A 13,246-nucleotide genomic window follows, 5' to 3' on the forward strand; every position below is an offset into this window, starting at 1 on the left:
CGCCTTAGACCACAGTGGGTTTGGGGCTGGTGAGTACAACTAGCGAAAAGTCAGCCACGGCGATCGCTTTTCCGGGTTTGTAAACCTGCTTGTCATTCACGAAGCCAGCAGGCGTTTCAGTATTGATCACCATTGACCAAAACGGTTTTTCAAGCAGAGGTGGCACATAAAAATCTTGAGAATCTGACTGAGCATTAAAAAATAGCAAGAAGCTGTCGTCCTCCAGTCGCTGACCTTGGGCTTCAAAGCCCATCAACTCTTCGCCGTTGAGAAATACCGTAATCGCCTTAGCCGAGCCACCATACCACTGGTCGGCTGTGATTTCGCTGCCGTCAGGGTTGTACCAGCCGATGTCGTGAACCCCAGACCCGTGAATTGCGCGCCCCTGAAACCAATGGCGACGGGCAAAGGAGGGGTGAGTTTGGCGAAGCTGAATCAGCTTGCTAGTAAACGACAGCAGGTCACGTCCTAGGGGGCTCAGATCCCAATCGAACCAAGACAACTCGCTGTCTTGGCAGTAGGTGTTATTGTTGCCCTGTTGAGTACGGCCAATCTCATCTCCCCCGAGCAGCATGGGAACTCCTTGGGAGAGCAGCAGCGTAGCCAGCAAGTTGCGCTGCTGCTTGTGTCGCAGGGCCAGAATAGTTGGATCGTCAGTTTCGCCCTCAGCCCCGCAATTCCAAGACCGGTTATAGCTCTCGCCGTCGCGATTGTTTTCGTGGTTGGCCAGGTTGTGCTTCTCGTTGTAGCTCATCAAATCCTGCAGGGTAAAACCGTCGTGGCAGGTGATGAAGTTAACACTGGCGTGGGGACGTTTGCCGTTAGCCTTGTACAGGTCAGAACTGCCGGTAATTCGAAAGGCAAACTCGCCGAGGCGACAGTCATGGTCGCGCCAAAAGTCGCGCATGGAATCGCGGTATTTGCCGTTCCACTCTGACCACAGCAGCGGAAAGTTGCCCACCTGATAGCCCCCTTCCCCCAAATCCCAAGGTTCAGCGATCAGCTTAATAGTGGATAGCACCGGATCTTGGTGGATGATGTCGAAGAAAGCCGCCAAACTGTCGACTTCGTAGAGTTCCCGAGCCAGAGCCGAGGCTAGGTCAAAGCGAAAGCCGTCGACGTGCATCTCTAGCACCCAATAGCGCAAGCTATCCATAATCAGCTTGAGCACTTGAGGATGGCGCACGTTGAGAGAGTTGCCGCAGCCGGTGAAGTCCATGTAGTAGCGGGGAGCATCTTCGACGAGGCGATAGTAGGCCGCGTTGTCGATGCCCCGCAGGCTGATGGTCGGCCCCAGGTGGCTGCCCTCCCCGGTATGGTTGTAGACCACATCTAAAATGACTTCGATGCCGGCTTGGTGCAGCGCTTTAACCATCTGCTTAAACTCGTTCACCTGGCCGCCAGCCTGCCCAGCACTGCTATAGCCGCCGTAGGGGGCGAGGTAGCTGAGTGAGTCGTAGCCCCAGTAGTTGCGCAGCCCTGTGTCGGCTAAATGCCCCGGATAGGCATGAAAGTGGTGAACAGGCAGCAGCTCTACGGCGGTAATGCCCAAGCGGCTGAGGTGGTCAATTACCGCTGGCTGGGCTAGCCCAGCGTAAGTACCCCGCAGCGGTTCTGGTACGTCAGGGTGGCGCTGGGTGAACCCTTTAACGTGGGTTTCGTAGATGATGGTGCGATGCCAGGGGATATCAAGGGGGCGATCGCCCTCCCAGTCAAAGCTAGGATCAACCACCACAGCTTTGGGCATAAACGGGGCGCTATCGACTTCAGAAAACGACAAATCGAGGTTTTCGAGGTCGTTCGTTGCGTCTAGGTCATAGCCAAAAATAGCCGGGTCAAACTGTACATCGCCGTCTACAGCCTTAGCGTAAGGGTCAATGAGCAGCTTATAGGGGTTAAACCGCTGTCCAGCCTTGGGATGATGGGGACCCTGCACCCGAAAACCATAGCGCTGCCCAGGCTGTACCCCAACCAAATAGCCGTGCCATACGTAATTATCAACCTCAGTCAACGGGATGCGGGTTTCCTGATTAGCCGCATCAAATAGGCAAAGGTAAACCCCAGTCGCATTTTCTGAAAACAGGGCGAAGTTGGTGCCTGTGCCATCCCAAGCGGCACCCAGGGGATAGGGACGACCTGGCCAAACTTGCATTCCCATAGTGAGTGCTGTGTTGCTTAAAGACTCTAAGGTTTAACGACACTGAGGCCGATGGTCCATTTGAGGGAGAACCCCCATTGAAAATAGTTTCGGTGCCAATATGTCGTGCATATTCCAGGTTAACAGGCTACGGGAATAGGCGTGGCAATGGCAAGAGGGGTTGGTATTCCTTGGGCTTATCAAACTTTTATAGTCTTACGGTACTCTTGCCGGGAGAGATTAGGTTGTCCATCGCAGTCTGTGTCGAACAATACTAATCGGCTTTATAAACTTCATTGGTAGGAGTTAAGCAATGCCTCTCACAAAGCGTTGTGTAGCTGAATTTTTCGGTACGTTATGGTTGGTATTGGGCGGCTGTGGTAGCGCCGTGCTGGCCGGTAAGTTTTTAGATAGCAGCGGTGCCTTTAACCTAGGCATTGGCTTTTTGGGTGTTTCGCTGGCATTTGGTTTGACGGTGCTGACCATGGCCTACGCCATTGGCCATATCTCAGGTTGTCATTTAAATCCGGCAGTGTCCTTCGGGCTGTGGGCTGGGGGACGATTCCCTAGTAGCGAACTGCTGCCCTACATTGCGTCCCAGGTATTGGGAGGCATTTTAGGGGCTGGCATCATCTACATTATTGCTACTGGACAACCGGGGTTTGCCATTGACCCCTCTGTGGGCAACCCTTTGGCGACTAATGGTTTTGGGACTCACTCACCCGGCGGTTTTAGCCTATTAGCCTGCTTCGGGTGTGAAGTAGTGATGACCTTCTTTTTCTTGATGATCATCCTAGGGGTTACTGACTTTCGTGCCCCTGTGGGACTAGCCCCGGTGGCAATTGGTCTGGCGCTGACGCTAATTCACCTGATCAGCATTCCGGTGACCAATACCTCTGTGAACCCGGCTCGCAGCACCGGCCCGGCTCTGTTTGTCGGGGGCCCGCTGTTTGCCCAACTGTGGCTATTCTGGGTGGCGCCTATTCTAGGGGCGCTACTAGCAGGGTGGTTCTATGTCACGTTCTTTGATGTCGCTAAAGAGCCAGTGGCTCAAGTTGAGAGCGCCAAGCCGGTTGTCTAGGGCAAACCTCAGACTCTCAAGCGCCAGTTTGCCCTAGCAGGTTAGAGGCTGGACTCCATTAGGGGATTATTGACAAAAAAATGGAGGATGGAGAGAAATGCTTCCCTCCATTTCTTCCATTTTTTTAGGGTATCAAAGGCTAAGACAGCTGATGGCCACAGCTGCCGCAGAAACGATCGCTCTGGGCGATCGCAGCCCCACACTGGGTACAAAATTTCTGAGTGTTAACCGTCGGCGTATTCGACCCAAGGGTCATCTCCCTCATGCGCAGGGTCATGGGGTTGAGCGACATTTCCATATCGCCCATCTGCATGGGCGGCATGGGCGGCATAGGCGGCATTGAGGCGATCGGAGGCTCAACCTCAGTCGCCTGCATGGGAGTAGCCTGGTCGGCAGCCCAGGCCGTGGCAGGTGCAGCTCTAATCTGCGTACCCTGAACCTGCCAAACAAATATGCCCTGGACCGTAACACAGCGTAGGAGCACTCCGCCGCCTACCCTGGTTATTTGAGGTACCTCTGTCCATGGGCCAGTGCGCACCTGAGTGCTGGATTGCTGCTGTTGGCCAGCCTCACCACTGGCTAGGGTAATAACAGTGTTGGGGCCGGAGTTGTCAAGATATATCTTTTGGCCAGGGCTAAGATCGCAGTAGTAAGGCATAGTTGACGTGCTAATTATGTTAGTAACCTAAGGCTGTTTGGATCCGTAGACCGAGACTATAGGTATGCTAGGACAAGCTACTGACCTCTAGCCGGTTTCTCCAAATTTTTTTGGTTCATTGGCTCGGCTTAGAGCTGGTTTAAGGCAGCCCTTAGGAAACTTTGGGAAAACTAAGAACAGTTAAAATTAAGTGTTTTTAGACCCGCCAGCTACAATCGGATAGTCAAATGAGTTCCTTGTCTGAGGTCGTGACTGCTAATTATTTGAGGATGACATACCCAAGTCTAGCTAGGTGGGCTGAGGTATGGCGCGATCGCTGCCATGGCTAAAAAAAGCGCAGGGCTACTCATGTATCGAACCCAGGATCGTCACCTGGAGGTGCTGTTGGTGCACTCAGGTGGTCCTTACTGGGCAAATCGCCGCTGGCAAGCCTGGACAATTCCCAAAGGCGAAATTGATCCTGGGGAAGACACCTTTGAAGCCGCCAAGCGCGAGTTTTTAGAAGAAACTGGGCAAGTTCCCACCGGCAACTTTCGCCCCCTACAGCCGGTACGTCAGGCAGGGGGCAAGCTAGTCTTTGCCTGGGCTTTTGAGGGCAACTTTAACCCTGCAAACCTGCACAGCAACACCTTCGTTTTAGAATGGCCGCCCAACTCAGGCGTGCTGCGAGAATTTCCTGAGGTGGATCAAGCCGCCTGGTTTGAGCTAGAAGAGGCCAAAAAACGCATCATTAAAGCCCAAGGCCAGTTTTTAGACGAACTAGTGCGGGTGTTGGGGCAGGTGTCTTTATCGTGAGTGCTTTGGGCAAACCTTAAAGAGCAGGCTGCTGTAAAAACTGCCGTAGTCGCGCCATCACCAGGCTTTGACCCAGGTTGAGGGGCAGGGCCGACACTCCCTCCAGTCGCGACTGCACCCACTGATCACCCCAGTACCATTCATGGAAGCCATCAATCCCGCCAGATAGCACCATGTAAAGGCTGTGGTCATTTACCTGTTTGACATCGTGGTGAATTTCAACCGGGCCAAGGTAGCTGTTAAAGCTCAGCCCACTGTGGATCTTGCCAGGCAACCCCTGGCTAAACTGTTGGGGCCAAAGCCATTGGCGAAACTGACTGGGCTGCACCAAGCTGGCCTGAATATGCTCGTGGTTGGCATTGACTTCGATGCGGAGGTGGCTGTGCTGAAATGTGCCTAGCATAGGGTGGTAGCCCGCAAACAACACCTCTCAGTATGCCAAAAGAAACTCGATGGCATGTAGGCACACAGGCGGCAAACAAGCTCTCTGCTGGAGGTGGGTAAACTGCCCTAAACCCGCACTCCCTAAACCTCTTACAATAATTAATAAGCAATATTAAGTGAAGACTGGGACAGCGCATGGTAGATCAACTGATTCGGGCTACCGCCGCCGATGGCGGTATACGGGTGGTAGGCGTCATCACCACTAAACTTACTGAGGTGGCCCGGCAGCGCCACAACCTCTCCTATGTAGCTACCGCTGCCCTAGGTCGTACCCTTTCGGCGGGTCTGCTGTTGGCCTCTAGCATGAAGCAACCCCAGGGTCGGGTAAATATCCGCGTGCGGGGAGACGGCCCCCTAGGCGGCATTTTGGTGGATGCCGGTATGGATGGTACTGCCCGTGGCTATGTGGACAATCCTGCTGTGGAGCTGCCTCCCAATGCCCAGGGCAAGCTTGATGTCGGCGGAGCCGTAGGTCGCAACGGCTACGTTTATGTGGTGCGCGATATGGGCTACGGTTACCCCTACTCCAGCACCGTTGAGCTAGTCTCAGGGGAAATTGGCGATGACCTCACCCACTACCTGGTGAGCTCTGAGCAAACCCCCTCGGCCCTGATACTAGGTGTATTTGTAGGGATCGACGGAGTTGAGGCGGCCGGGGGGCTACTGCTGCAGATTCTGCCCCGCGCCGCTGAAGATGCCGAAATGGTGAATTTGATTGAAAGTCGCCTGGCCGGATTGACCGGCTTTACCCCTCTGCTGCGGGCCAACAAGACGTTGCCTCAGATCTTTGACGAGCTGGTGGGTGATCTGGGCCTTGAAATTTTGCCCGAAACTCAAATGGTGCAGTTTTCTTGCCCTTGCTCATTCGATCGCATGCTAAGTGCACTCAAAATGCTAGGCGAAGATGAACTGCAAGACATGATTGAAACAGATGAAGGGGCCGAAGCCATTTGTCATTTTTGCAATGAGGTCTACCACACCAACAGCGATCAACTAGCGCAGCTGATTGAAGATCTGCGGGAGGAGCGACAGGAGGCAAGGTGATAACTTAGAACACACCAACAACCTGCCAACTCCTCAGGTGAGCCTTATCTTTTTTGATGCAAGTTAACAAAAAGTCAGGACACTATTTCCTAGGGAACTGCCAAGGTCTTAGCTTAGTCAGTTCCCTAACAAAAATCTTTATGCCTTTCATCTTCATAGCTTTAGCTGGTGTCACTTTAAAGTCAAAATTGAAAGTAAAGAAATTCACTAGGTTGACTACAAAATACAAGAGCAACAAGCAGTGTTAACGCAGTCAAAAAAGCATAGACCAAGGTTGGTCGCCAAGCATACCAGGCGGGTTTACAGTCAGACAAATGAGCATAGACGTCAAGAGCAATTGGTTCGTGGCTCATGAATTGATAAAGATTAGGTGAAAACAATGTCAATGCGAGCGCTGAGAGTATAATTACTATTCCTTTAATATGACAGTAGCTATCAAGTGTTCCAAACTGGATGCCGAAATTGGTTAGAAAACCGACTTGATTATAAAGAGATTCAGGTAGGACAAAGCCACTACCACCAAACATTCCTACGATAATGTGCCAACCGCCACTTAGAGTTTCAGCACGAAACAAAACCCAAGAAACGATTACAGAAAAGAGGGTCAGCATTCTGGCTAACCAATGATGATACCAATCATTCATAACAAATCCCAGTCTTTGAAGAATTTGGCTCCACCCGTGGTTAACACATAAGTACAGGCCATGTAATCCGCCCCAAACCACAAAAGTCCAGTTAGCCCCGTGCCATAATCCTCCTAGCAGCATTGTGATTAACAAATTTACATAATGGCGCGAATCACCTCTTCGATTACCTCCTAAGGGAATGTAAAGATAGTCTCGAAGAAATCGTCCAAGGCTAATGTGCCAACGTCGCCAAAAATCACTAATACTATTTGCCTTATACGGGGAGAAGAAGTTAATTGGCAGCTTTATATTAAAAATTTTTGATAGACCTATTGCCATATCACTATACCCAGAAAAATCAAAATAGAGTTGCACTGCATAAGCGATGGATGCTTGCCAAGCAATAAAAAAGCTAATTTGTGCACCCTGATCAGCAGACAAAAATATAGGGGTGGCATAAACAGAGACAGAATCAGCGATCACAGTTTTCTTAAAAAGTCCAACTGCAAAAACCGTTAATCCGACCGAAAGATTATGAGCACTTATCCCGAAATGCAACCTTCGAAACTGTGAAATCATCTCCCTAGGGTTAACAATAGGGCCAGCAATTAACTGAGGGAAGAAAATAACAAATAAAAGGTAATCGTTAAAGCTATAACTTCGACTCTTGCCAGAAAAAATATCTGCTATATAACTAATCTGCTGAAAAGTATAAAAAGAGATCGCCAAGGGAAGAATTAAACCTTCAATACTATTAAAACTAAAACCCAAGCCTTTCAAGGTTGAAAGCAAAAAATTAGAGTACTTAAAGTATCCTAAAAGAGCCAAATTAAAAATAATCCCAATTGTCAATATTAGTCTGCATTGTGTGGAAGAACATGAATCAGTTTGGGACTTCCTTTTTTGCCATGACAATAGCTCTCCTATAAGCCAATTGATGGCAACACTTGACAGAAGTAGGAGTAAATAACTTGGACTCCAAAAGAAATAAAAAGCTAGTGAAATAAACGTCAGCCAAATAATTAGTGGCCAGCGTTCTCTAAAGCTACTAAGCAGCCAAAAGCCTACCAAGCCGATAGGCAAAAAAATAAAAGCGAAATCATATGAGTTAAACAGCATTTATGAATTACTTATTTACGGCTTCAGGTTTCCCCTTTTCCAAATATTTTCTTAGAAGATTAATAATACCCTGGGTTCTCCTTTTTCGGCCAAGATCGTTGGCATGATAATGAGTATCGTACATCATATTTGGTGGCAAAAGAGAGTCTCGCAATGAGTCTTGAAAAACAATGCCTTGATTGTTCCAAAATAGCTCTATGCTTTTTGAAGATATTTGAAAATTCGACTTTTCATAGTCGATTGTATAGACTGTCGTTGGATAGATCGGCACTACTGTTGCTCCTTTTCCCTCAACATAATCAACGAAACTTTTAATATATCCGTTAGGGTCAATGTCCATGAGAGATGGAGGCATTGTTGTTGTGTAAAGCACAGGATTTGTTAAGCGACTTTCTTTTCCTATATTGCAAGTTTCGTCGCCATACTCATTCAAAGTCAAACCGCTATAGCAATTGCCGTTTTCTTTTTGATGCCTAAGCCTTTCCAAAATATCTTTTCTTGAAAGCTGCCCTTTGAAGAAGGCAGTGTATTCTTTTCTCGCATTTATCGAGAAAGAATTATTGATAATAAAGCTCAAAAGCGATATCCCAGAAATATCTTTAAGCCGCTGCCTGTCATACGTAGTGATAAATCGACTAGCTACGCCACCCTTCCCAAAATCACTAAAATCACTCGAGATGCCAGATGACATATAGAAAGGATATTCTAATGACAATAATACAATGTCATTTTCTCTAATAAAAGGCTTTGATCGAGTTAATATGTATTCTCCGCCTAGGCCAGCGTGAGAACTCAGATTAATTGTTTTTAATCCAGTTTGTCTTGAAATTTCTTTGGCAGATATTCCAAATAGCCCGCTACTTCCCGAGATAATTAAGATTCTTCTTTCGGTTGATGCCTCTAATGCAATCTTCTCTTTTTCCAAAAAAATTAGATTTAGCCAATCCTCTGTATTAATGATGCGGCCCGTCGAAATCAAAATACTTGCATCAACTAGACTCTTTAAAGTTGGATAAATAGAAAGAAGAAGAATTAGGACTATAAAATAGATGAAATACTGACTTTCTGAGTATTTTCTCTTCATAATCAAAAGATTAAAAATCGTTTTATTTTTACAGAAAAAGTTGGTAGAATAGCGGTATTTAAAGTTTAAGAATTGCGAGATAAACTGCGCTTAGGGCTTCTCGGAAAAACCACTTTATTACCCAAGCTTATACTTCGAAAGCCAAATAATATTCTCTCAATCTTGGCACTCTGCTCAATCATAGCCGTTTCATGATAAATCGTTAATTCATCAATATTGACGAAATAGTCCAGAAATTCCAGAAGGCCTAGCCCCTCTTGCTAAGTCCTTACTAGTCGTCGATAAGCGATCGCTAATGCATTCTCATCCCCTACGTTTCCAGGGAATAGTACTACAGGCAAATTAGGAAATTGGGGGTGATCGGCGGGGGTGCGCACGGCGGAGACGCCAGGTAGAATTTGGCCGAGCAGTCGGGCGGTGCGTAGCGCTAACCCAGTGCTAAGGGTGTCGTTGGAGGTGATGCCGCCTTTGCTGATCAGGAATCCAATATCGTTCGGCATTCCCTTAATCACCTCCATTAGCAGGAAAGAAACTTCGACACCAAAGTCGAGACGGGCTTGAACGGTGTCGAAGACGAGTTCCTGGCGGCTGGTGTAGACCACAGGCACCTGGCCGACGGCGTGGGCCTCGTTTACCTGGCCAAGAATATTTGCTAGCACCACTTTGTGATGGCCTGGTTCTCCGTCACGGAGCTGTGCCACGTCTACTTCAATGCCGGTCACTCCTGGTTCCTGCAATAGCTGCTCAAGCTGCTGGGTAGTTTTCTTCACATGGGAGCCGACGATGATGGCTCCGGGGCAGCCACCGCGCACGTAGGTACGCATGTGACTGGCATCGGTGGGCTGGGGAGGCAGGGCGGCCAGGGCAGTGAGAATGCTGGCGGCGCTGCGAAACAGAAATTTTTTGCCCTGGGCAGCGGCCGCGAGCAAATCCTGGGCAAATTGGTTCAGGTCGGCCTGGGTTTCGCCATCGACGGCGCAGCAGACGTTGTGCTCTAGCGCCATCAGCCGATCTAACGAATCCGCTCGAATATTTCCAAGGGTAAAGCATTCGACGGTTTCAGCCGGAATACGACCAGCGGTCTTTTCGGCAACGTAGTCAGGCAGATAGCTGGTGCTGTAGCCAAACACCGAATCTTTGGCGAACTCGGTTTCGTGGACGGGAGTGGGTACGCCATCCACCACGAGGTAGTGAACGCTGTCGCGGGTGATGCGCCCCCCTTCAAAAAAGGCGGGCACTAAGAAGTGGGCGTCGAAGGGGCCGAGTTCCTGGGCGATCGCATCGGTCTCCACCGGATAGTGCCCCCGCAGGGTCGAGTCGGAGCGACTGACAACGAGAAAATCCTGGATGCACTCAAGGGCGATCGCCTGCTTTAAATTTTGGCAAACCTCTCGGGTCACCTGCTCAGCGGCGGCGGCGGTAAGCGCGCGGGTGTTGGTCAGCACAAAAAAAATCGGTGAGGCATCGCGCAGCCCCTGGCGCAGAGTGTCTACGTCCCACTGCATGAGCAGCAGGCAGCTGTGCACTGTTTGAGAACCGGTAGGGTCGTCGTCTAAAACTATGATCTTGGGCTGAGCCATCGGTGCCGGCCTCGACGGGGTGAACAAAAATCACTATCGCCTATTAAGGACACGTTGGCCAAGGTAGCTCTAACAAAAATAGGGTTCCTAGATGTATCTAGGAACCCTATTTTTCTTTTGGTGGCGGGGCATGGATTTGAACCATGGACCTTCGGGTTATGAGCCCGACGAGCTACCAGACTGCTCTACCCCGCGGCGGCTTATTCAATATAGCGCTAAATGTTCTCCGATAACAATCTAATTTTCTTTTTCAATCAAATTTCTTCAGAAATTGCCTGCATGTCTGATCTCTAAGGCGGCTGAAGCAGTTGAACAGCGGCACAGAGTCGTCTCCTGAGCGCGGAGTCGTCTGTCTTTACAAATAAGCTGCCCTAACAAGCAGTGTCTCCAAGGGCGAAAGAAAATAACTGCGGACAGCTAGTACATCATCGGCAGATCGCCGACAACATCGAGCCGCGTAAAATCGCCGACCTTCATATAGGTTTCGGCCAGGGTGTCAGCCACGGTGGGAGTGATCCAGCCGAGCTGCCGTAGGGTAAAGATCGCGGTGGCGTACTTGGCCCGCCTTGCCCCGTCAATCACCTTAATTGACAGCCCCAGACCTTCGCCCACCCGCCCAATACACTGAATGCCCTCAGCTCCCGATTTGCTGACTAGAGCCCCATGGGTGAGATTCATCAGCGTGGTGTCGAAGCTGCCGGGGCCGCCCACCATGTCAGGATTGCTAATCATGGCCCGGACAATGCGCTCCATATCGAGGTTATTGCCCGAGGAGAGCATGGCAAACAGGGAGGCCATCTGGCTAAGCTGCATGAAGTAGGTGGGGGCACCGCAGTCGTCATGGGCGCAGATAAACTCATCTGAGGGCATGCCCAGCAGCTCTGAAATGCGGGTCAGGATCAGCTTTTGTATCGGGTGACTGCGATCGAGATAGGTCGCTAGAGGCCAGTTGCGTTGCTGACAAACGGCCAGCATCCCGGCGTGCTTGCCCGAGCAGTTGTGCTCAAGGGGGCTTTTTTTGCCTGCTGGAATAGGGCAGCGCAGAGCTGTGGGGTCGAGATCGGCCTGCCAGAGAATGTGAAAAGCCTGACGCGCCTGCTCGATGGTGCCCTGGTGCGAGCCGCACATGATGGCCAGGTCGCGATCGCCAAGGCTATAGCGTTCTAGCGCTCCGGCTGCGGTCACCGCCAGAGCCTGAAAAGGTTTAAGGGCAGAACGAATAAATGTACCCAACTCACCGTTGCCCGCCACCGATAGGGTGCGCCCCCGGCCATCGCACACCGCCACATGGGCCAGATGGGTAGCCTCTACAATGCCCTCCCGCAGCAGCTGAATTTCTAGCTCTTTGGTTTGGTGGCGGTTAACCCGACTGCTGGTCATAGGAGAGGCTCTGCGGTGGTGTACAAGGGTGATGTGGCGGCGATGACCACTATACCAGGGGCCAGGCGATCAGCCCCAGGGCAAGCAGCAGAGCCATAACCCCTAGCGTGCGGCGAATGCGCTGGAGTACGGGCTGCACCTGATAGTCGACGATCAAGCGATCGCGGTTTGAAACCTCCTCCGGTTTGACCCAGAGCTGACCGTCGTACCAACCCGACTCTTCGTAGGGTACGGTGGTTTGCCGCAGGCGTCCGCCCACATGGGCCCAACCCACGTAGAGCTGAAGCAGGGCCAGCACGGGCAGCACCAGCGCCCCCATGGCCCCACTGAGACCAAAGGAAAGGGGGTGTTTCGCTGGGGCAAAGCTGGCGGCGGCCATAGGCCCAGCCACAACCCAGCCTACAAACCAAAGAATAGCGACGGGTTTGAGGTAGCCTGCCAAATCTCGGCTGCCCCAGCCATAAAACCAGGACTCGCTCACGTCCTGATATTCGTTGATGGGCTGTTGCTCAGCCGGTACTGGACATCGTTGAGTCATGGCCACCGACAACACGCAATCTAGCTATAGCCTAAACGAATTGCCTACCAATAGGAATTGCTGCTTGGGAATTTTTGTCCCAGCGGATAGCGGCCGCGAGGGTCAACAGGCCAATCCTAGCTCGGCTTTAGAACTGGGCTGGGCTAAAGTGCTGGCCTGAGGGCTGGTACGAAATTTGGTTAGCATGACCCCAAAACGCCTCTAGATCGTAGTAGTCTCGCGCCTCGGGCATAAAGATATGGACAATGACTTCGCCGTAGTCCATGACGATCCAGCTGCCTTCACCCTGGCCTTCGACCCGCAGGGGGCGACGGTTGTGGTCGCTTTCGAGGGTGGCCTCAATGGAGCGGGTAATGGCGCGCACCTGCACGGCTGAAAAGCCGGTGGCCACCACAAAATAATCAGCTAAGTACGACACATCTCCCACCTGGAGAATTGTGATGTTGCCTGCTTTACGCTCATCGGCGGCGGCCGCAATGGCGTAAGCCAGTTTAAGGGCATCGTCCTCAGCTTGATTCGGCGCAGGGGTATCGGTAGCAGCAGGCGGGCGGTGGGAAGACTGGGTCATACGCAAAGACGTAATGGGACAATTGCGGTGGCTGTGGTTCAGACTGACTGCGCCCATACACCGTAGTTTCTATTGTAGAGGATGACTCTGAGGGGCTGCAGACTGGCTCTCTCCACGGTCATAATCTGTTATGGAAAGTCTTAGCCCTGGCCGAGGTGAGGCTAAGTTTGAGATCCCAAACGGGGCGCAGCG

Annotated in this window: 12 protein-coding genes and 1 tRNA gene; 3 read left to right on the top strand and 10 right to left on the bottom strand. The window is 51.0% G+C overall.

Annotated features, from left to right (window positions below; genetic code table 11):
- Nucleotides 1–4: 4 nt before the first annotated feature.
- The gene (glgX, locus tag H6F57_RS08390) at nucleotides 5–2,158 is read right to left on the bottom strand and encodes a glycogen debranching protein GlgX (RefSeq protein WP_190628719.1); all 2,154 of its coding nucleotides are present in this window, start codon (nucleotides 2,156–2,158) and stop codon (nucleotides 5–7) included.
- Between the two features lie 292 nt (nucleotides 2,159–2,450).
- Here glgX and aqpZ point away from each other — a divergent pair, with 292 nt between their 5' ends.
- Nucleotides 2,451–3,218 carry an aquaporin Z gene (aqpZ, locus tag H6F57_RS08395; RefSeq protein ID WP_190628717.1) on the top strand — a complete coding sequence of 256 codons (768 nt, stop codon included), beginning with the start codon at nucleotides 2,451–2,453 and terminating at the stop codon, nucleotides 3,216–3,218.
- Nucleotides 3,219–3,357: 139 nt separating this feature from the next.
- Here aqpZ and H6F57_RS08400 read toward each other — a convergent pair whose 3' ends face one another.
- Nucleotides 3,358–3,876, bottom strand: coding sequence for a zinc ribbon domain-containing protein (locus tag H6F57_RS08400; RefSeq protein ID WP_190628715.1), 519 nt, complete (start codon nucleotides 3,874–3,876; stop codon nucleotides 3,358–3,360).
- Between the two features lie 321 nt (nucleotides 3,877–4,197).
- On the opposite strand from H6F57_RS08400, the gene H6F57_RS08405 reads away from it, so the two are divergent.
- Nucleotides 4,198–4,671 (top strand): NUDIX domain-containing protein, encoded by a 474-nt coding sequence (locus H6F57_RS08405; RefSeq protein ID WP_190628713.1) that lies wholly within the window; start codon nucleotides 4,198–4,200, stop codon nucleotides 4,669–4,671.
- 16 nt (nucleotides 4,672–4,687) lie between these two features.
- Here the strand turns inward: H6F57_RS08405 and H6F57_RS08410 are convergent, their stop codons facing one another.
- A complete protein-coding gene (locus H6F57_RS08410) occupies nucleotides 4,688–5,074 on the bottom strand; it encodes a hypothetical protein (protein ID WP_190628712.1) in 387 nt (128 codons plus the stop codon).
- 176 nt (nucleotides 5,075–5,250) lie between these two features.
- Between H6F57_RS08410 and hslO the strand changes: the two genes are divergently transcribed.
- Nucleotides 5,251–6,159 (top strand): Hsp33 family molecular chaperone HslO, encoded by a 909-nt coding sequence (gene hslO, locus H6F57_RS08415; RefSeq protein WP_190628710.1) that lies wholly within the window; start codon nucleotides 5,251–5,253, stop codon nucleotides 6,157–6,159.
- Nucleotides 6,160–6,341: 182 nt separating this feature from the next.
- Here hslO and H6F57_RS08420 read toward each other — a convergent pair whose 3' ends face one another.
- The 7 genes from H6F57_RS08420 to rsfS form a co-directional block, all read right to left on the bottom strand.
- Nucleotides 6,342–7,904: an MBOAT family protein gene (locus H6F57_RS08420; RefSeq protein ID WP_190628708.1), complete on the bottom strand. Its 1,563-nt coding sequence runs from the start codon at nucleotides 7,902–7,904 to the stop codon at nucleotides 6,342–6,344.
- A 7-nt stretch (nucleotides 7,905–7,911) separates the two neighbouring features.
- On the bottom strand, nucleotides 7,912–8,988 hold the full coding sequence (locus H6F57_RS08425) for a hypothetical protein (protein ID WP_190628706.1): 1,077 nt from the start codon (nucleotides 8,986–8,988) through the stop codon (nucleotides 7,912–7,914).
- 260 nt (nucleotides 8,989–9,248) lie between these two features.
- Nucleotides 9,249–10,568 (bottom strand): four-carbon acid sugar kinase family protein, encoded by a 1,320-nt coding sequence (locus H6F57_RS08430; protein WP_190628705.1) that lies wholly within the window; start codon nucleotides 10,566–10,568, stop codon nucleotides 9,249–9,251.
- Nucleotides 10,569–10,686: 118 nt separating this feature from the next.
- Nucleotides 10,687–10,763 (bottom strand) — tRNA-Met (locus H6F57_RS08435).
- Nucleotides 10,764–10,985: 222 nt separating this feature from the next.
- Nucleotides 10,986–11,948 (bottom strand): asparaginase, encoded by a 963-nt coding sequence (locus H6F57_RS08440; protein ID WP_190628703.1) that lies wholly within the window; start codon nucleotides 11,946–11,948, stop codon nucleotides 10,986–10,988.
- Between the two features lie 49 nt (nucleotides 11,949–11,997).
- Entirely contained in the window at nucleotides 11,998–12,486 is a 489-nt protein-coding gene (locus tag H6F57_RS08445; RefSeq protein WP_190628701.1) for a CGLD27 family protein, read from the bottom strand.
- A gap of 127 nt (nucleotides 12,487–12,613) precedes the next feature.
- Nucleotides 12,614–13,054 (bottom strand): ribosome silencing factor, encoded by a 441-nt coding sequence (gene rsfS / locus H6F57_RS08450; RefSeq protein WP_190628699.1) that lies wholly within the window; start codon nucleotides 13,052–13,054, stop codon nucleotides 12,614–12,616.
- Nucleotides 13,055–13,246: the final 192 nt, after the last annotated feature.

Origin of the sequence: Leptolyngbya sp. FACHB-60, assembly GCF_014695775.1 — a bacterium.
GTDB lineage: Bacteria > Cyanobacteriota > Cyanobacteriia > Phormidesmidales > Phormidesmidaceae > Nodosilinea.